This window comes from Solwaraspora sp. WMMD1047, from assembly GCF_029626155.1.
Classification (GTDB): domain Bacteria; phylum Actinomycetota; class Actinomycetes; order Mycobacteriales; family Micromonosporaceae; genus WMMD1047.
Genome location: NZ_JARUBL010000001.1, coordinates 7,676,691 through 7,695,684, shown reverse-complemented (window position 1 = coordinate 7,695,684; position 18,994 = coordinate 7,676,691). Strand labels below are relative to the sequence as shown.

At 72.0% G+C, this 18,994-nt stretch carries 16 protein-coding genes and 2 pseudogenes; 9 read left to right on the top strand and 9 right to left on the bottom strand.

What is annotated here, in order from left to right; genetic code table 11:
* Positions 1 to 8 precede the first annotated feature (8 nt).
* From O7627_RS35060 to O7627_RS35045, 4 genes are all read right to left on the bottom strand, one after another.
* Positions 9 to 497 carry an SRPBCC family protein gene (locus O7627_RS35060; protein WP_278097723.1) on the bottom strand — a complete coding sequence of 163 codons (489 nt, stop codon included), beginning with the start codon at positions 495 to 497 and terminating at the stop codon, positions 9 to 11.
* 76 nt (positions 498 to 573) lie between these two features.
* Positions 574 to 1,263, bottom strand: a complete 690-nt coding sequence (locus O7627_RS35055; RefSeq protein WP_278097722.1) for a class I SAM-dependent methyltransferase — start codon at positions 1,261 to 1,263, stop codon at positions 574 to 576.
* 22 nt (positions 1,264 to 1,285) lie between these two features.
* On the bottom strand, positions 1,286 to 1,711 hold the full coding sequence (locus O7627_RS35050) for a PIN domain nuclease (protein WP_278097721.1): 426 nt from the start codon (positions 1,709 to 1,711) through the stop codon (positions 1,286 to 1,288).
* Positions 1,708 to 1,917 (bottom strand): DUF2191 domain-containing protein, encoded by a 210-nt coding sequence (locus O7627_RS35045; RefSeq protein WP_278097720.1) that lies wholly within the window; start codon positions 1,915 to 1,917, stop codon positions 1,708 to 1,710. The genes O7627_RS35050 and O7627_RS35045 overlap by 4 nt, the downstream gene beginning before the upstream one ends.
* 103 nt (positions 1,918 to 2,020) lie before the next feature.
* Between O7627_RS35045 and purB the strand changes: the two genes are divergently transcribed.
* On the top strand, positions 2,021 to 3,454 hold the full coding sequence (gene purB / locus O7627_RS35040) for an adenylosuccinate lyase (protein WP_278097719.1): 1,434 nt from the start codon (positions 2,021 to 2,023) through the stop codon (positions 3,452 to 3,454).
* 49 nt (positions 3,455 to 3,503) lie between these two features.
* Here the strand turns inward: purB and O7627_RS35035 are convergent, their stop codons facing one another.
* Positions 3,504 to 3,953 carry a YbjQ family protein gene (locus O7627_RS35035; protein WP_278097718.1) on the bottom strand — a complete coding sequence of 150 codons (450 nt, stop codon included), beginning with the start codon at positions 3,951 to 3,953 and terminating at the stop codon, positions 3,504 to 3,506.
* A gap of 167 nt (positions 3,954 to 4,120) precedes the next feature.
* Positions 4,121 to 4,810 carry a DUF1986 domain-containing protein gene (locus O7627_RS35030; RefSeq protein WP_278097717.1) on the bottom strand — a complete coding sequence of 230 codons (690 nt, stop codon included), beginning with the start codon at positions 4,808 to 4,810 and terminating at the stop codon, positions 4,121 to 4,123.
* Positions 4,811 to 5,121: 311 nt separating this feature from the next.
* On the opposite strand from O7627_RS35030, the pseudogene purS reads away from it, so the two are divergent.
* The 5 genes and pseudogenes from purS to O7627_RS35005 all read left to right on the top strand — a co-directional run.
* A pseudogene (gene purS, locus O7627_RS35025) lies at positions 5,122 to 5,337 on the top strand (phosphoribosylformylglycinamidine synthase subunit PurS); the annotation flags it as partial.
* A gap of 284 nt (positions 5,338 to 5,621) precedes the next feature.
* Positions 5,622 to 6,305: a phosphoribosylformylglycinamidine synthase subunit PurQ gene (gene purQ, locus O7627_RS35020; RefSeq protein WP_278097716.1), complete on the top strand. Its 684-nt coding sequence runs from the start codon at positions 5,622 to 5,624 to the stop codon at positions 6,303 to 6,305.
* A 290-nt stretch (positions 6,306 to 6,595) separates the two neighbouring features.
* Positions 6,596 to 9,199, top strand: a pseudogene (purL, locus tag O7627_RS35015) (phosphoribosylformylglycinamidine synthase subunit PurL); the annotation flags it as partial.
* Positions 9,200 to 9,204: 5 nt separating this feature from the next.
* The gene (locus O7627_RS35010; protein WP_278097715.1) at positions 9,205 to 9,963 is read left to right on the top strand and encodes a 2-phosphosulfolactate phosphatase; all 759 of its coding nucleotides are present in this window, start codon (positions 9,205 to 9,207) and stop codon (positions 9,961 to 9,963) included.
* Between the two features lie 150 nt (positions 9,964 to 10,113).
* Positions 10,114 to 12,198 (top strand): glycerophosphodiester phosphodiesterase family protein, encoded by a 2,085-nt coding sequence (locus tag O7627_RS35005; protein WP_278097714.1) that lies wholly within the window; start codon positions 10,114 to 10,116, stop codon positions 12,196 to 12,198.
* Between the two features lie 15 nt (positions 12,199 to 12,213).
* On the opposite strand, the gene O7627_RS35000 is transcribed toward O7627_RS35005, so the two are convergent.
* The 3 genes from O7627_RS35000 to O7627_RS34990 form a co-directional block, all read right to left on the bottom strand.
* Positions 12,214 to 12,678: a type II toxin-antitoxin system VapC family toxin gene (locus O7627_RS35000; RefSeq protein WP_278097713.1), complete on the bottom strand. Its 465-nt coding sequence runs from the start codon at positions 12,676 to 12,678 to the stop codon at positions 12,214 to 12,216.
* A complete protein-coding gene (locus O7627_RS34995) occupies positions 12,668 to 12,907 on the bottom strand; it encodes an AbrB/MazE/SpoVT family DNA-binding domain-containing protein (RefSeq protein WP_278097712.1) in 240 nt (79 codons plus the stop codon). Before O7627_RS34995 ends, O7627_RS35000 begins: the two co-directional genes overlap by 11 nt.
* 140 nt (positions 12,908 to 13,047) lie before the next feature.
* The gene (locus O7627_RS34990; RefSeq protein ID WP_278097711.1) at positions 13,048 to 15,471 is read right to left on the bottom strand and encodes a carboxypeptidase regulatory-like domain-containing protein; all 2,424 of its coding nucleotides are present in this window, start codon (positions 15,469 to 15,471) and stop codon (positions 13,048 to 13,050) included.
* A 157-nt stretch (positions 15,472 to 15,628) separates the two neighbouring features.
* Here O7627_RS34990 and O7627_RS34985 point away from each other — a divergent pair, with 157 nt between their 5' ends.
* From O7627_RS34985 to purM, 3 genes are all read left to right on the top strand, one after another.
* Entirely contained in the window at positions 15,629 to 15,982 is a 354-nt protein-coding gene (locus O7627_RS34985) for a sterol carrier family protein (protein WP_278097710.1), read from the top strand.
* Between the two features lie 146 nt (positions 15,983 to 16,128).
* Complete coding sequence (gene purF / locus O7627_RS34980) at positions 16,129 to 17,718, top strand: amidophosphoribosyltransferase (protein ID WP_278097709.1); 1,590 nt, start codon at positions 16,129 to 16,131, stop codon at positions 17,716 to 17,718.
* A gap of 102 nt (positions 17,719 to 17,820) precedes the next feature.
* Positions 17,821 to 18,969 carry a phosphoribosylformylglycinamidine cyclo-ligase gene (gene purM / locus O7627_RS34975; protein WP_278097708.1) on the top strand — a complete coding sequence of 383 codons (1,149 nt, stop codon included), beginning with the start codon at positions 17,821 to 17,823 and terminating at the stop codon, positions 18,967 to 18,969.
* Positions 18,970 to 18,994: the final 25 nt, after the last annotated feature.

Below are 18,994 nucleotides of genomic sequence, written 5' to 3'. Positions count from 1 at the left end.
ACGCGGTGTCAGCGGGCCAGTGATTCGCGGGCGGCGGCCAGCACCTCCGGGTCGGCGCAGCCGGCGGCGTACCCGGCGATCCGGCGCCGGATGTCGCGGCCGAGCAGCCAGACCCCGATCCGGTCGGCGACCGGGCGCAGGAACGCGGGCCGGGTGTGGAAGCTGTACCGCCAGGTGGCGACGGCGTGGCCCGGTTCGGCGGCCGGCGAGAACCGCCAACCGGCGGCGAACATCTCGAAGAACCACGGCCCGCGCACCATCTTCATGCCCACGTTGCGCGGCGGCGCGAACGACACGTACTCGCTGATCATGGTCAGGCCGTGCCGGGACCGGGTGAAGGTGCGGACGCCCTTGCCGGGCCGGGTGGCGCCGTCGGTGAAGTGCTGCTCACGGACGAACGGATCCCACCGGTAGCGGACAGGCGCGGTCGTCTGCGACACCGCGAACGCCAGCTCCGGCGCAACTCCGACGGTCACCTCCGCCTCCACGACCGGCACGCGATCATTGTCGCCCGGCGGTCAACCTCAGCTCCAGAACCGCCGGTGAGCCAGCACGAGGTGAACATCGGTTACCCTACGACTCGGTTTTGGGGTAACTGGTGTTCACCTCGTGCCCGGCCGGGCGGCGGGCGATGAGGTACATCGCCGGCGGGAGGTCCGGGTCGGGGGTTTCGCGGCGCATCCGGGCGACGAGGTCGAGGCCGGCCTCGCGGAGCAGGCGGGCGACCAGGTCGGGTGAGCGGCGGTAGAGGTAGATCGACAGGTCGTGGCCGTAGGCGTGGTCGCGGTGCACGAGGTCCTCGTCGCCGATCTGGAAGGCGAGCGCGAGCGGAGCGCCGGGAGCCAGGACGCGGTGCAGCTCCGCGCAGATGACGGGGAGCTGCTCGGTCGGGGCGTGGATGATCGAGAACCAGGCGGTCGCGCCGGCGAGGCTGGCGCCGGGCAGGTCGAGGGCGAGCAGGGAGCCCTCCTCGAATCGCAGGTCGGGGTAGGTCCGGCGGGCCACCGCGACCATCTGGGGAGACAGGTCGATGCCGAAGACCGGCAGGCCGAGGGCGTGCAGGTGGCCGGTGATCCGGCCGGGTCCGCAGCCCAGATCGGCGACCGGTAGTCCGGTGCCGGCCGGGACCAGTTCGGCGAACGCGCCGAGCATGGCCCGCTCCAACGGGTCGCCGGCCAGCCGGTCCCGCAGCGTCTCCGCGTAGTCGGCGGCGACCAGGTCGTACGCGGTGCGGGTGGTCTCGATCCAGGTTTGCCCGTCCATCGTCGGGCAGGCTAGTGGGCCGTCACTTCACCGAGCCGGCCGGGGCGACCCACTTCATCGGCTGGCCGGTCACCCGGCTGATCTGCTCGAAGTCGTGGTCGTAGTGCAACAGGGTGAGGTCGTGCAACTCGGCCGTGGCGGCGATCAACAGGTCGACGGCCCCGGCCGAGCGATGGCTACCGAGGTCGTTCAGCTCCGCCTGCACCTCGGCCGCCCGCCGATAGCTGTGATCGGGCATGGGCACGGGAGGGTAGGCGAGTTCGAGCTGATCCAGGAGCCAACGGCGATCGGCCGCCGATCGTGCGGAATAGAGAAACTCGAGCTCAGTGAGGGGGCAGATGGCGACGATGCCGGCCGATATCGCGGGTTCCCACCGGACGCGCAGCACCGGGTCTCGTAGTAACCGGACGAGTGCGCTCGTGTCGATCAGGAAATCGCCGTGCGTCACGACCGATAGGTTCCCTTGTCCAGAAGCTCGTCGAAGTCGCCGGCCTCGGCTCGGGCACCCAGCTCGACGAGAGCTCGGGCCCGCCGCAGCCGGGCGGCGGCCTCCCGCAGCGCGACGTTCACCGTGTCCTTCTTTGTCCCGGTACCAAGAGCTGCCGCGGCATCGGCCAGCGCCGCGTCGTCGACGTCCACGAGGATCTTGGTCATCCCGCCCCCAATATATCTAGTCAGCCGGTCCAGTATATACGAGCGCTCGGGGGACCGCGCCGTGCCTGCGCCCCGGACTCGCGGGTGCGGAAGAATGGGGCAGGTGACGCAGCCTGCTCAGATTCCCAACGTTCTCGCCGCCCGCTATGCCTCTGCCGAGCTTGTCGCGCTCTGGGCGCCGGAGGAGAAGATCCGGCTGGAGCGGCGGCTCTGGCTGGCCGTACTCCGGGCCCAGGCCGACCTCGGCGTGGCCGTGCCGGACGGGGTGGTGCAGGCGTACGAGCGGGTTGTTGATCGGGTTGACCTGGCCTCGATCGCGGACCGTGAGCGGGTCACCCGGCACGACGTGAAGGCGCGGATCGAGGAGTTCAGCGCGCTGGCCGGGCACGAGCACATCCACAAGGGGATGACCTCGCGGGACCTGACCGAGAACGTCGAGCAGCTGCAGATCAGGGCCTCGCTGGAGCTGATCCGCGACCGGGTTGTCGCCACCCTGGCCAAGCTGGCCGCGCTCGCCGTGGAGCACTCCGACCTGGTGCTCACCGGGCGCTCGCACAATGTCGCGGCGCAGGCCACCACGCTGGGCAAGCGGTTCGCGTCGGCGGCCGAAGAGCTACTGATCTCCTACGAGCGCCTCGCCGACCTGATCGACAGGTACCCGCTGCGCGGCATCAAGGGGCCGGTCGGCACCGCCGCGGACCAGCTCGATCTCTTCGACGGGGACGCCGCGAAGGTGGCCGAGTTGGAGCGGCGGGTGGCCGGGCACCTCGGCTTCCGGCGGGTGTTGGACAGCGTCGGTCAGGTGTACCCCCGGTCGCTGGACTTCGACGTGGTCGCCGCGCTGGCGCAGACCGCCGCCGCGCCGTCGTCGCTGGCCACCACGATCCGGCTGATGGTCGGCCAGGAGTTGGCCACCGAGGGCTTCAAGCCCGGTCAGGTGGGCTCCAGCGCGATGCCGCACAAGATGAACACCCGGTCCAGCGAGCGGGTCAACGGGCTGGCGGTGATCATCCGGGGTTACCTGTCGATGGTCGGCGAGCTGGCCGGGGACCAGTGGAACGAGGGGGACGTCTCCTGCTCGGTGGTGCGCCGGGTGGCGCTGCCGGACGCGTTCTTCGCCGCCGACGGGCTGTTCCAGACGTTCCTCACCGTGCTCGACGAGTTCGGTGCGTACCCGGCGGTGATCGGCCGGGAGCTCGACCGCTACCTGCCCTTCCTGGCGACCACGAAGATCCTGGTGGCGGCCGTGCGGCGCGGCGTCGGCCGGGAGGTCGCGCACGAGGTGATCAAGGAGCACGCGGTGGGGGTGGCGTTGGCGATGCGGGAGAAGGGCGTGGCGGAGAACGACCTGTTCGACCGGCTGGCGGCCGACGGCCGGCTGGGGCTCGGGCGGGCCGAGATCGATGCCCTGGTCGCCGACCGGTCGGCCTTCGCCGGGGCGGCTCCGGCCCAGGTGGCGGCGGTGGCCGAGCGGGTGGCCGTGGTCGTCGCGGCTCACCCGGCGGCGGCGGCCTACCGGCCGGCACCGATCCTGTAGCGATCGGATCCGGCCCGGTCGAGCCGGCCCGGATCGCGCCGGCCCGGTGTCAGGAGTCGCGGGTCGGGGTGGCCGCCGCGCTGCCCAGGTTCGGGGCGCTCGGCGATTCGGCGATCTTGCCGGGGTCGAGAGGTTCGGCGAGGTGCGCGGTCTCGGCCGCGATCGCCGGTTGCTCGGCGGGTCGTTCATCGGCGGCCCGCTGGAGGGCCACCACGGCGGTGCCGTACGCGCACAGCTCCATCCACATCTCACCGACCTCGCGGTGGTCGAAACGCATCCCGATCACCGCGTTGGCGCCTAGCCGGCGGGCCTCCTCGCCCAGTTGGGCCACGGCGTCGGTTCGCCAGCGGGTGAGGTTCTCCGGGGCTTTCGGGTCATACGCTCCTCCTCGTAGATTCTTGACCCCCTCGCGGTACGGGTTGCGGGTCCGTGCCTGCGAGGAGACCACTTGGCCGAGAATCGCCATGATTTCGTATCCGGGCAGATGATCCGTGGTCACGACCAGCACACTGTTGATGCTGGCAGAGGCGTGCCGGGTAATTGTGAGTTCTGTTCATATCGGCTCGGGCGGCCGATCTTCGGATGCTGAGAAACGGGGCGGGGCGGACGACCGGGATCTCCGGGGACGTCCGCCCCGCACCTGAGGAGAGGAACTGGTGTTGCTGGTCAGACGCCGGCCGTGGAGCTGATCCACGCCCGGTTGTAGGCGACGCTGCCGTAGTTCTGGATGGTCTGGCCGTCGGCGGTGGAGGCCACCCCGACCTGGGCGCCGTTGTAGAACTGCGGTCCGCCGGAGTCACCCCGCCACGCGTTGCCGTTGATCCGGCTGCTCCGGATCGCCCGGCCGCCGTACGCGTCGGTGACGCTGGTGCTGGTGACCTGCACGTTCGCGGTCTTGAGCTGGGAGGAGGCGGAGCAGCCGCTGTAGCAGGTCATGCCCCAGCCGTAGATCGAGTTGGTGGAGCCCACCGGCGGATAGCTGCTGGACAGGGTGACGTACGTGGTGCTCACCGCGCTGGCCAGGTAGAGCAGGGCCAGGTCGTACCGGCCGTAGCTGGCGCTGACGGTGCGGGTGACGCCGCCGGAGGACCGGTTCACGCTGCCGACCCGGACCGACATGGTGCCGGAGACGCAGTGCCGGGCGGTGAGTACCCACCGGGCGGCGATGATCGTGCCGGAGCAGGTGAACGAGCCGTTGCTGAAGACGGCGGCCGCCCAGGGAGCGGACGAGACCGTACTGCCGCCGATGATCATTGGGGTGACCGGCGCGGCCGTTCCGGCCGCCGCGGCCGATGGCGCGACCAGCGCGCCGACGAGGGTGGTGGCGAGCATCGCCAGGGTGAGGCGTACGCGCATAGAGGGCTCCTTCCGGGGGTTTACCCGGGGTCACCGAATCGGCTCGGGGGGTCGAGCCGTTCGACGACCGACGCTAGGAGTCCCGCTGGGCGGCCACAAGAATCAGATTGACCATCCTTCACACGTTATGACCCCCCGGGCGGCAACCCGGGTGGCGCACCGCGACGGGTGATCCGGGAGTGGCAGGAGCGTTTTCCACAGCGTTGTCCACAGGGCGGGCCGTGCGTACGACGGCGGATCTGGCAGGTAGGCTGGCCCCGCTCGCCCCTTGTGGGCCGGCACCCAACTGCGAACACAGTCAGGAGTGCCCAGTGCCTCGCGTCGTGGTCGACGTCATGCTCAAGCCGGAGATTCTCGACCCCCAGGGTCAGGCCGTCGCCAACGCGCTGCCGCGGCTGGGTGTCGACGATGTCACCTCCGTGCGGATCGGGCGCCGGATAGAGCTCGAGTTCGCCGGTGAACCCGATCTCGACCGGGCTCGGGTGATCGCGGACAAGTTGCTGGCCAACCCCGTCATCGAGGACTTCGAGGTCTGGCTGGCCGCCGACCCGGACACCGCCGAGGACGCCGGCCCGGCCAACGCCAGCCCGGCCAACGCCGACAGCCCCGCCGGCACCGACAGCGCTGCCGTGGCCACCGACGTGGTGGCCGTGCCCGCCGGGCAGGCGGCCGCCCCGGTCACGGCCACCACGAGCGCCGCCCCTGCGGCCGACGCCCCTGTGGCCGACGCCCCCGCTGAGGTCACCGGCGCCGACGCCACCGCTGGGCCGGCGGGCGACAGCGCCGGCCGGGACGGATCGGAGGCGGTCAAGTGACCGCGCGGGTCGGAGTGGTGACCTTCCCGGGGTCGCTCGACGACGGCGATGCCGCCCGCGCCGTCCGGCTCGCCGGCGCCGAGCCGGTGCGGCTCTGGCACGACGACCCCGACCTGTACGCCGTCGACGCCGTCGTGCTTCCGGGCGGCTTCTCCTACGGCGACTACCTGCGGTGCGGCGCGATCGCCCGGTTCGCCCCTGTGATGGAAACGATCGTCGAGGGCGCTCGCAACGGCCTGCCGGTCCTCGGCATCTGCAACGGCTTCCAGGTCCTCTGCGAGGCGCACCTGCTGCCCGGCGCGCTGACCCGCAACGAGCACCTGCACTTCCGCAACCGCGACCAGTGGCTGCGGATCGACTCGACGCGGACCGCCTGGACCAACACCTTCCAGCCCGGGCAGGAGATCCTGATTCCGGTCAAGAACGGCGAGGGACGGTACGTCGCCGACCAGCGCACCCTGGACGAGCTGGAGGCGAGCGGCCGGGTGGTGGCCCGCTACCTCAACGGGAACCCGAACGGCTCGCAGCGCGACATCGCCGCGATCAGTAACGAAGCCGGCAACGTGGTCGGCATCATGCCGCACCCGGAGCACGCGGTGGAGGCGCTGACCGGCCCGTCGCTCGACGGGCTCGGCTTCTTCACCTCGATCCTCAAGCAGCTGGCGGGGGCACCGGTATGACCACTCAGCCGGACACGACGTCGGGCGGCGGCACGCCGCCGAACGCGCCCAGCGGCGAGCCGCCGCTGGTGCCGGCCGCCTTCGCCCCGCCGGAGGTCCCGCCCGCCGCGTCGGTGAACCCGCCCCCGGCGGTCCCCGTGCCCGCGCCGATGCCGCCCGCCGCGCCAGCACCGTCCGGCCCGGCGGCCACCGGCGCCGCCGGGCCGTCCAACGGCCGGGTTCCGGAGCTGGACCCGGACGGCGAGTACCAGGGCGCGCTCGACACCGTCGAGGTGGCCGCCGCCACCGGGGACGAACTGCAGCCGTACGTCGAACTCGGGCTGCGCGACGACGAGTACGACCGGATCCGGCAGATCCTCGGCCGCCGTCCCACCCAGGCCGAGCTGGCGATGTACTCGATCATGTGGAGCGAGCACTGCTCCTACAAGTCGAGCAAGGTGCACCTGCGGCAGTTCAGCGAGAAGGCGCCGCCGAGCGACCGGATGCTCGCCGGCATCGGGGAGAACGCCGGGGTGATCCAGATCTCGGACACCCTCGCCGTGACCTTCAAGGTCGAGTCGCACAACCACCCGAGCTTCGTCGAGCCGTACCAGGGCGCGGCGACCGGGGTCGGCGGCATCGTCCGCGACATCCTCGCGATGGGCGCCCGCCCGATCGCCGTGATGGACCCGCTGCGGTTCGGCGCGGCCGACCACCCGGACACCGCGCGGGTGCTGCCCGGCGTCGTCGCCGGGATCGGCGGGTACGGCAACTGCCTCGGGCTGCCCAACATCGGTGGTGAGGTCGTCTTCGACCCCTGCTACCAGGGCAACCCGCTGGTCAACGCCCTCTGCCTGGGGGTGCTGCCGGTCGACCGGCTGCAGCGCAAGGAGGCCACCGGCGCCGGCAACGTGGTGGTGCTGATGGGCGCCAAGACCGGCCGGGACGGCATCGGTGGGGTGTCGGTGCTGGCCAGCGCCACCTTCGACGAGGGCAGCGAACAGCGCCGCCCGTCCGTGCAGGTCGGCGACCCGTTCATGGAGAAGCTGCTGATCGAGGCCTGCCTGGAGCTGTACGACGCCCAGCTGGTGGTCGGCATCCAGGACCTCGGCGGGGCCGGGCTGACCTGCGCGCTCACCGAGACGGCCGCCGCGGCCGGCACCGGCATGCGGGTCTGGCTGGAGCGGGTCCCGCTGCGCGAGCCGTCGATGCGGCCGCACGAGATTCTGGCGAGCGAGTCGCAGGAGCGGATGCTGCTGATCGTCGCCCCGGAGAAGCTCGACGCGGTGCTCGCCACCGCCCGCAAGTGGGGCGTGCTGGCCACCGCGATCGGCGAGGTGACCGGAGCGGCCCCGGCCGTCAACGGGCACCGGGCCGAGGCGGAGCCGGGCCGGCTGCTGATCACCTGGCACGACCACCTCGTGGTCGACGTGCCGCCGGGGTCGCTCGTCGACGACGGCCCGGTCTACGCCCGGCCGATGCGCGAGCCGGCCGACCTGATCCTGCTGCAGGCCGACCGGGCCGAGACGCTGCCCCGGCCGGCGTCGGCGGACGACCTCAAGGCGACCCTGCTGCGGATGATCGCCTCGCCCAACCTCTGCGACAAGACCTGGGTGACCGAGCAGTACGACCGGTACGTGCTCGGCAACACCGTGCTGGCCCAGCCGGAGGACGCCGGGGTGATCCGGCTCGACGAGCGCACCGGCCTCGGGGTCGCCCTCTCGGTCGACGGCAACGGCCGGTACGCGCGCCTCGACCCGTACCAGGGGGCGAAGCTGGCGCTCGCCGAGGCGTACCGCAACGTCGCGGTGACCGGTGCCCGCCCGGTCGCCGTCACCGACTGCCTCAACTTCGGCTCCCCCGAGGACCACGCCGTGATGTGGCAGTTCGCCGAGGCGGTACGCGGACTCGCGGACGGCTGCGCGGAGCTGGGCATCCCGGTCACCGGCGGCAACGTGAGCTTCTACAACCAGACCGGGGCGGCCGCCATCCACCCCACTCCGGTGGTCGGCGTGCTGGGTGTGCTCGACGACGTGGCCCAGCGGGTACCGATGGGCTTCGCGCCCACCACCGGCCACGACCACGACCTGATCTTCCTGCTCGGCGAGACCCGGGTGGAGCTCTCCGGCTCCGAGTGGGCCTGGGTGACGCACAACCACCTGGGCGGCATCCCGCCGCAGGTCGATCTCGGCGCGGAGCGGGTGCTCGGTGACCTGATCGCCGAGGCGGCCCGGGTCGGCCACATCCGGTCCGCCCACGACCTGTCCGACGGTGGGCTGGCCCAGGCGCTCGTCGAATCCTGCCTCCGGTACGGCGTGGGCGCCCGGGTCGCGATTCCGGAGGAGTTCGGCGTCGGCTCGATGCCGTTCGTGTTCCTCTTCAGCGAGTCCGCCGGCCGGGCCATGGTGGCGGTGCCGCGCGGTCACGAGAAGGCGTTCACGGCGCTCTGCACCGAGCGCGGCCTCCTCTGGACGCTGATCGGGGTCACCGACTCGACCGCCGGGGAGCTGGAGATCCGGGACCAGTTCACGGTGAGTCTGGACGACCTGCGCGCCGCCCACTCGGCCACGCTGCCCCGGCTGTTCGGCGGCGCGGTGCCGAACGCCGCGCTTACCGAGCCCGGCGGACCCGTCGACAGCATCCCGGCCGATCCCGCCGCCGACACCGCGCCGACCGAGGCCGCCGAAGCCGACAGCGGACCGGCTGAGCAGGCCGAGCCTGAGCAGGCGGAGCCTGAGCAGGCCGAGGCGCAGACGGTGGTGGCCGGATCTGGCCAGCGGTCTGCCCCGGACGCGGCCGGGCCGGCAGGGACGGAACAGGTGGACGCGGCCGAGCCGCCAACGGCCGAGTCAGCGGAAGCGGCCGAGCCGCCGCCGGCCGCTGAGTCGGACCAGCGGCCGGGCGGGAGCGGCTGAGCCTCGTGACCGACACCGTGCACGCCCAACCGGGCGCGGGAGCACGGTTCGACTGGGGCCTCGCCGGGGCCGCCGAACTCGGCCGGGTATGCGCCGCCCTGGTGGTGGTGGACGTGCTCTCCTTCACCACCTCGGTCGAGATCGCCGTCGGCCGGGGGATGCGGGTGCACCCGTTCCCCTGGGGTGAGCAGGCCGCCGACTACGCGGTCCGGGTGGGGGCCACCGCCGTCGCGGTCGGCCGCACCGCCGTGGACGCCGACCACCCGTGGTCTCTCTCGCCGGTGGCGCTGCAGACCGCCCCGGTCGCCGCCGACCTGGTGCTGCCGTCACCGAACGGGTCCGCGATCTGCGCCGCCGCCGGCGCCACCGGCCGGCCGGTGCTCGCCGGCAACCTCCGCAACGCGGCCGCCGTCGGCCGCTGGCTGCTCAACCGGGGGTACGCCACGACGGGCGCGCCGGTCGGCGTGATCGCGGCCGGCGAACGGTGGCCCGACGGGACGTTGCGGCCCTGCGTCGAGGACCTGCTCGGCGCCGCGGCGGTCCTCGACGGCCTCGCCGGGGCGGCCGGCGGGCTCTCGGTGGAGGCCGCGGTGGCGCTCGCCGCGCTGGCCAGCGTCCCCGACGTGCCGGCCGCCGTCCGCGGCTGCGTCTCCGGGCGCGAACTGGCCGGCCGCGGCTTCGCCGGGGACGTCGAGGCGGCGGTTGCGGTCGGCGGCTGCGAGGTCGTACCGCTGCTGCGGGGCGGGGTCTTCGTAGCCGGCTGACGCGGTCCGCGTACCCGATCGGGGTGGCGGCGATGGGCGCGGCGGGTGAGTGGATTGTTCACACCGTGGTCTCCTGCCGCACGTCCCCCGGCCGCCCGGAGCATCCATGCTGTCCGATACGCGACTGACGACGTGATTGGACCGCCAGCGATGACCCATCACCACCGGCGTACCGCCATCCTTTCTGCGCTGCTGGTCGGCGCCGGCCTGCTGGCCGCGCCGGGACCGGCGTCGGCCGCCCCGGCACCCGGCATGGGCCACGCGGCCCGATCCGGCTGGCACCGCCCCGGCGGGTTCGATCTGCAGGCGCACCGGGGTGGACTCGGGCTCCGGGTGGAGAGCACGCTTGCCGCGTTCGGCAATGCGCTGCGGCTCGGGGTCAGCACGCTGGAGCTGGACGTGCAGATCACCGCCGACGCCCGGGCGGTGGTCACCCACGACCGGCGGATCAGCCCGGCGAAGTGCGCCGACACCGCGCCGGTCACGCCCGGCGACCCGGCCTGGCCGTACGTCGGGAGGTACGTCAACACGCTGACCCTGGCCCAGATACGCACCCTCGACTGTGGCAGCGCGACGCTGCCGGACCGCCCCGGTCAGGTCGCCGTGCCGGGCGCCCGGATGCCGCTGCTCAGCGAGGTGTTCGCGCTGGTCAAGCGGTATCGCGCCAGCGGCGTGCGGCTGAACGTCGAGACCAAGGTGGAGGCGGGCGCCCCGACCGAGACCGCGCCGCGCGAACAGTTCGTCCAGGTGACCGCGGCCGAGGTACGGCGGGCCGGGCTGGTCGACCAGGTCACCATCCAGAGCTTCGACTGGGGTGCGCTGATGCGGATGGCCGAGGTGGAGCCCCGGCTGCCGCTTGTCGCCCTCACCAACTACGACTTCCTCCAGGTCGGCGCGCCCGGCGCCTCACCCTGGCTGGGGGGCATCGACATCGACGACTTCGGTGGTGACCCGATCCGGGCGATCCGCAGCTTCGGCGCGGCGGCCTTCTCGCCGGTGCACGGCTTCCCGCAGAACGGCACGGTCGACGACCCGAACTACCGGCCCTACGTGACCCGGGACCTGGTCCGGCACGCGCACCGGCACGGGATCAAGGTGGTGCCGTGGACGGTGAACGACCCGCCGACGATGGCGAAGCTGCTCGACGACGGCGTGGACGGGCTGATCACCGACTACCCTGACCGGCTCCGCAGCGTGCTCGCGCAGCGTCGTCTGCCGCTGCCCCGGTCGTACGCCTCGCCGTTCGACGTGCAGGCGCACCGCGGCGGCCGGGCGGACCGGCCGGAGAACACCCTGCCGGCATTCGCGCACGCGCTCACCAACCCGGCCGTCTCCACTCTCGAACTGGACACCGGGGTGACCCGCGACGGGCACCTGGTGGTGCTGCACGACCGGACCGTGAACGGCTCGCACTGCGCCGACACCGCGCCGGTCCGGCCGGGCGATCCGCAGTTCCCGTACGTCGGCAAGCTCGTCCACGAGCTGACCCTGCGCCAGCTCCGGACGCTGGACTGCGGCTCGATCACGCCGCCCGACGCGCCGGACCAGGTGCCGGTGCCGGGCGCCCGGGTCCCCACCCTCGACGAGGTGTTCGGCCTGGTCCGGGCCAGCGGCCGCGACGACGTCCGGTTGAACATCGAAACGAAGATCAGCCCGGTGGTGGCCGACACCGCCCCGTACCGGGAATTCACCGCCCGGTTGGTCCGGGCGGTCGAGCGGAACCGGATGGTCGACCGGGTGACCATCCAGTCGTTCGACTGGCGCACCATCACCTACGCACGGTTGCTGAACCGCCGGCTGGAGACGGTGGCGCTGGTCTGGCAGTACGGACCGGCCGAGTGCGCCACCCTTGCCGACGAGTGCTCGCTGCGGGCCGTCTACGACGACCCGTCGGTGCGCAGCCCGTGGACCGGTGGCCTCGACTGGTGGCGGTACCGCGACCTCGGCCGGCTGGTGCGGGCCGCCGGCGCGGGGACCGTCTCGGTCAACTGGCAGGTGCACGACCCGGGCCAGCCGACGGTGACCTCACCGGACTGGTACCTGCGGGAGAGCCCGGCCTACTTCCACGGTCCCACCGTGGACGTGCTGCGGCGACGCGACGGGTTGAAGGTGGTCCCGTACACGGTGAACGATCCGGTGATCATGCAGCGGGTGATCGACCTGGGGGTCGACGGGATCATCACCGACGACCCGGACGCCCTGATCGCCGTCGCCATCCGCAACGGCCTGCGCTGAACCCGCGCCCCCGGGTCAGCTTTCGGATCGAGCCGGCGTGACCAGGGTGAGCTTGGGGAAGTACGAGCGGTAGCGCGTGGCATCCCTGGTAAGAAGCTCATAACCACAGATAGCCGCGTGTGCGCCGATGTAGAAGTCCGCGATGGGGGACCGCTTGGTGCCACCCCTGGCTCGGTATGTGCTGTAGGCCTTGCCGGCGAGGAAACCTGCCGCATACGGCAGCTCTTCGCGTAGGAAGTCCGCAGCGGGGATTGCCTCATCGAGTTCTTCGATTCCATCGAAACGGACAGATATCTCGGCGTACACGATCGGATTGATGACGAGCTCGCCCGCGTCCCTGGCCGCGCCGAGGGCGTCAGCCGACCAGGTTGACCAGTTGGGGTCCTCGGTGAAGATGTCCAGGAGGACGTTCGAGTCGACGAGGGTCGTGATGGCGTCAGGCCTACGAGTCGAGATTGCTCGAACCCGATCACTCGCCACGCAGCAACTCCATCAGCTCGTCGGTGGACATGCCAGCCGTCTCGCGAGCGGTGCCTCTGCCGCGCATGTGCCGGACCAGTCGCTGGCCGCGGGTTTCCGCGCCCTGGGTGCGCACAATCCGCAGCGCGCCGCCTTCTTCGATCACTTCGACATCGTCGCCCTCGTGGAGTCCGTGTTTGGCTCGCAGCGCCGCTGGGATGGTGACCTGACCCTTGCTGTTGAGCTTCACAGCGACACCTCCGTGGTAGGTGTCACCAATGATACGTAATACGCGAGAGGTCCGGGATTACTGGGCAAGGCCCGCCGAGGTGGGACTGGGTAACTGTCGCGGTAGTGGTGACCTGGCCGGCAGTGTCAGTCGCGGCCGGGTCAGTCGTCCAGCCAGTCGAGGGAGCGGCGTTCGGAGCGGCCGGCGGCCGGGGGCGGTGGTGCCGACCGGCCATGCCCGCCCTGGGCCGACTCGTCGTAGTAGCCCTGCTGGCCGTCGCCGTAGCCGCGGCTGTCGTAGCCGTCGCCGCCGCGCGGCGCCGGCCGGTCGTACCCGCCGGCCTGGTCGTCGTAGCCGCGGCGGGGTTCGTACCCGCCGCCCGCGCTCGGCTCGTCGTAGCCGCCGCCGGCGGCACCCGACTGGTAGCCGCCACGGCTCTGGTCGTACCCGCCGCCGTAGCCGGGCTGGTCGTAGCCGCCACCGGAGTCGTAGCCGGGGCGCTGGCCGGCCTCGTACCCGCCGCCGGCGCTCGGTCCGTCATAGCCCCGGCCACCGCCGTAGCCGCCGCCCTGGTCGTAGCCGCCGCCCTGGGCGCCGCCGTAACCCGGCTCCTGGCCGTACCGCTGCTCGGGCGGGTACGGCTGGTCGGAACCGCGACCCCGGGCCGGACCGGGCTGGCCGTAGGAGGTCGGCTCGTAGGGGTCGGCTGCCGGGCCGGCCGCTGGCGGCGGGTAGTCGCCGCCGGCGGCACCCCTCCCGTTGTACCGGCCGGTCGGCTCGTCGTACCGCTCGGCGCCGTAGCCACCGCCGCCGGCTGCCGGGTAGTCCGGACCGCCGGCCGGGGCGGACGGTCCGCCGTAGCCACGCTCGCCGCCGTACGGCTCGTCGCCTCGACCACCCGCGCCGTAGGTTCCACCGCCGGCCGGCCCGCCGTAGCCGCCGCCGGAAGCCGGCGCGTTGCCGTAGCCGCTGCCCGAGGAGGGTGCGTTGCCGTAGCCGCTGCCCGAGGAGGGTGCGTTGCCGTAGCCGCTGCCCGAGGAGGGTGCGTTGCCGTAGCCGCTGCCTGACGAGGGTGCGTTGCCGTAGCCGCCGGCCCGGCCGGCCGGTGGTTCGCCGTAGCCGCTGCCGGAGGAGGGTGCGTTGCCGTAGCCGCCGCCGGAGGAGGGGGCGTTGCCATACCCGCTGCCAGAGGAGGGTGCATTGCCGTAGCCGCCGGCCCGGCCGGCTGGTGGTTCGCCGTAGCCACTGCCGGAGGAGGGGGCGTTGCCGTAGCCGCCGCTCGGGGCGGCGCCGTAGCCGAGCTGGGTGGGTGGGCCGCCGCGCCCGTAGCCGTCGTCGCCGTCCCAGCCGCCCTGCGGTCCACCGCCGTAGCCGGGCGCCCGGGGACCGGCCGGCGACGGAGCGGGCAGCGGAGCGCCGTACGGGTCGGGGAACTCGTCGTCGACGAGCGGCCGGCTGTGCATCATCGTCGGGGCGTCGGCCAGGCCGGGGTTGTGCACCATCGTGGCGTCGGCGCCGGCCCCGGCGCGGTTGGTGATCCGGGTCGGATCGTCGGCGCCGTGGAAGACACCCTGGCTGCCCGGGGCGGCCGAGCGCGGCCGTCCGGCGGCCGCGGCGCCGTCCGGATCCTCGTCGTTCTCGTTCTCCTTGCGCCGCATCCAGAGCAGCACGATGGCGCCGACGCCGAGGGCGACCAGCAGGCCACCGACCAGGATCAGCAACCACGATCCGAGCCCGGAGCCGGAATCCTCGCTCGCGGCCTGCTGGACCTCCTGCGGTGCCCCGGTCGCGCCCTCCGCCGTCTCCTCGGGAAGCGCCTCCTCGGTGGCGTCCGGGGTGGCGGACGGGGTGGCGGTCGGCTCGGCCTGCAGCGCGAGCACGATCCGCTGGTTGGTGATCCGCTGACCGGCGCTGGCGTTGATCGTCAGAGTCTTGGTGCTGTCGCCCTTCTTGGCGCCGAGCTCGATCTGGCCGGGTGTGATCACCCGGTCGGCGGAACCGGTGAACCGGTAGTTGCCGCTGCTGTTGGTCTCGGTGCTGAGCGAGCGGCGCTGGGAGTCGAGCAGGGCGACGGTCGCGCCGGCGATGGGTTCGCCGGTGGCCTCGTCGGTGACCTTGCCGGACACCTCGGCGACGGTCTGCACCTGCTGCTGCTGTTCCGGGCCGCGGACGGTCATGTTGCGGGCGTCGCTGTCCTGGTCGCCACCGGCCTGGGCGCTGACCCGGACCTGCCCGTTGCGGCTCTGGCCGGGGTTGAGGTTGCCGGCGGTCAGGGTGGCGGTGAAGGTGACGGTCTCACCCGGGTTGATCGGGTTGGCGGGGATGTTGCAGTTGCCCGAACAGGAGAGCCCGTCGAAGACCTCGACGCTGATGCTGAACGGCGTGAGGATCGGGTTGTTGTTCAGGACGGTGAACCGGAGCGTGGCCTTCTCGCCGCTGCGTAGCGAGCCGTTCGACAGTTCGGTGATCTGTACCGTCGGGTCCTCGGCGGCGGCTGGTTGGGCGAGGGGGGCGAGCAGGGCGCTGGCTGCCAGCGCCACGACCACACCGGCCCGCTGTATCCAGGCTCGTCGGTGTGTTGTCACGTCCACCGCCTTCCGGTTCCAACTCCTCCGGCCTACGCCTTCCGGCCGGGATCGACCCCGCATGAGTACACCGACGGCCACTATGCCTTGTCTGGGCGGATGAGCGCGACCCAGGGGCAGCGCGAGATGCCCGAACCGCAGGTCGTATCGTCCCGTCGTGTCCTCTCCGCACAATAAGTCCCCGGCGGTCGCCAGCGCGTTAGCGGCGATCGACGCCGGGCTCACTCCGCAGCGGGAGTTTCTGCGGGACGCGGTCCGGGCTCTGCTGATGGAGTTGGCCGGGCGGGCGCCCGGCCGATCGGTGGAAGTTCGGGTTCCACCTTACGGTGCGATTCAGTGCTGCGCCGGGCCCCGGCACACCCGGGGTACCCCGCCGAACGTGGTGGAGACCGACCCGATCACCTGGTTGCGGCTGGCCACCGGCCGGGTGGACTGGGCCGAAGCGGTATCGGACGGCCGAATCCGCACCAGTGGCACCCGGGCTGATTTATCCCCTTATCTTCCCTTCTAAACACGAAATACCGTATACGTAATCACTCTAAGCACTCGAAAGGCGACTCTCTGTATCGCCTTGGACTCGCGTACACTGTTCGGCGACGGAAGTTCCGCAATGCCACGGCAGGCGGGTCCGAGCGGATCAGCAAGAGGGAGCGGCAGGTGCCCCGAGGCGACGGCCGGTTGAGCAACGATCTGGACCCCCAACGGCCCGGCCCGCAGGACGCGTGCGGAGTCTTCGGGGTCTGGGCACCGGGCGAAGAGGTGGCCAAACTTACCTACTTCGGGCTCTACGCCCTGCAGCACCGGGGCCAGGAGGCGGCCGGGATCGCGGTCAGCGACGGTTCGGGCGTGGTGGTCTACAAGGACCTCGGCCTGGTCGCCCAGGTCTTCGACGAGCCGACCCTGGCGAGCCTGCGCGGCCACCTGGCGATCGGGCACACCCGTTACTCGACCACCGGCGGCTCGACCTGGGAGAACGCCCAGCCGACGATCCGGGCCACCAGCGCCGGTACGACGATCGCGCTGGCCCACAACGGCAACCTGGTCAACACCCCCGAACTGGTCGGGGAGATCGCCCGGCGCGGCATGGACCCGGACGGCTCGACGTCCGACACCGCCCTGGTGACGACGTTGCTCGCCAGCCGCCCCGACCTCTCGGTCGAGGCGGCGGCGCTGGAGGTGCTGCCGCAGCTGCGCGGCGCCTTCAGTTTCGTCTTCATGGACGAGACGACCCTGTACGCCGCCCGCGACCCACACGGTGTCCGCCCGCTGGTCCTCGGCCGGCTGCTGGAGCGGGGCTGGGTGGTGGCGAGCGAGACGGCCGCCCTCGACATCGTCGGGGCGAGCGTGGTGCGCGAGGTGGAGCCCGGTGAGCTGATCGCCGTGGACGAACACGGGCTACGGTCGGCGCGCTTCGCCGCCCCGGAGCCGAAGGGCTGCCTCTTCGAGTACGTCTACATCGCCCGCCCCGACGCGACAATCGCGGGGCGGAACATCCACGCGGCCCGGGTCCAGATCGGACGGCAGCTCGCCAAGGAACACCCTGTCGAGGCCGATCTGGTGATCCCGGTGCCGGAGTCGGGCACCCCCGCCGCCATCGGGTACGCGGAGGCGTCCGGCATCACCTACGGTGCTGGCCTGATGAAGAACCCGTACGTCGGGCGGACCTTCATCCAACCGTCCCAGACCCTGCGCCAACTGGGCATCCGGCTCAAGCTCAACCCGCTGCGGCAGAACGTGCGCGGCAAGCGGCTGGTCGTGGTGGACGACTCGATCGTGCGCGGCAACACGCAGCGGGCGATCGTCCGGATGCTCCGGGAGGCCGGCGCGTTGGAGGTGCACGTCCGCATCTCGTCGCCGCCGGTCAACTGGCCGTGCTTCTACGGCATCGACTTCGCCACCCGGGCGGAACTGCTCGCCAACGGACTCGACAACGAGGGGATCCGGAGATCGATCGGAGCCGATACGCTTGGCTACGTCTCGCTCGCCGGGCTCATCGCGGCGAGCGAGCAGCCGAAGACGCGGCTCTGCCGGGCCTGCTTCGACGGGGAGTACCCGATCGAGTTGCCGGCCGGGAACCTGATCGGTAAGCACGTGCTCGAAGGGGTGGGGCGCCGGGTCGCGAACCCGGCGCCGGACCCCGCGGAGCGCGACCACCACGAGGTCGCGGTCGGTCGATTCGGACCGGACGGCGACGAACTACCACTTGTCGCGAGCAACGGCGGCGGTGAGGCGCTACGCCATCCGTAGCGCCGCACCGGAGGTCGGACGCCTTCGGCTGGTGAGTATCAGGTCGAGCACCCTCGACGGCCAACGACGCGGCCCGGCCGCGAGACGCAAAAGGGGAGAACCGTGACGCATGTGACTGAGCGCAATGGCACGGGAAGCGGGTCGACTGGCGGCGATCGCCAGCCCTGGACGGCCGGGACCGGCCGCTCGGGCCGCAAGCGGACGGTGACGTACGCGGACGCCGGGGTCTCCATCCACGCCGGCGAGCGGGCCGTGGAGCTGCTCAAGTCGAAGGTGCGGAAGACCACCCGGCCCGAGGTCATGGGCGACATCGGGGGGTTCGCCGGTTTGTTCCGGTTGGACGTCAAGAGGTACAAGAACCCGATCCTCGCCTCCTCGACCGACGGGGTCGGCACCAAGCTGGTCATCGCCCAGCAGCTCGACATCCACGACACGGTCGGCATCGACCTGGTCGCCATGGTCGCCGACGACCTGGTCGCCTGCGGCGCCGAGCCGCTCTTCCTGCTCGACTACATCGCCTGCGGCGAGGTGATGCCGGACAAGGTCGCGGAGATCGGCGCCGGCATCGCCGACGGCTGCCGATACGCCGGCTGCGCGCTGCTCGGCGGCGAGACCGCCGAGCACCCCGGGGTGCTCCGCCCCGACGAGTACGACGTCTCGGCCACCGGCGTGGGAGTGGTGGAGGAGAGCGAGATCCTCGGCCCGGACCGGGTCGAGGTCGGCGACGTGGTGATCGCCATGGGCTCGTCCGGGCTGCACTCCAACGGGTTCTCGCTGGTCCGGCACGTGCTGCTGGGCGCGGGCCGGATGCGGCTGGACACGGTCATCGACGACCTGGGCCGGCAACGCACCCTCGGCGAGGAGCTGCTGACCCCGACCAAGATCTACGCCCAGGACTGCCTGAAGCTGATGGCCGAGGCCGACGTCCGGGCGTTCTCGCACGTCACCGGCGGCGGGATTCCGGGCAACCTGGTCCGGGTGCTGCCCGAGCACGTCGACGCCATCGTCGACCGGGCGAGCTGGAAGCCGCAGCCGATCTTCGACCTGGTCCAGGCGAAGGGACGGATCGACGACCCCGAGATGGAGTCCACCTTCAACATGGGGGTCGGGATGTTCGCGATCGTCTCCGCCGAGGACGCGGACCGGTCACTGGCCTTCCTCGCTGGCCGGGGGGTGCACGCCTGGCCGGTGGGCGAGATCATCGAGGGCACCGGCGCCGTCCAGATGATCGGTCAGCACACCCGCGGCTGATTCCGGGAACCGCACGGAGCCGACT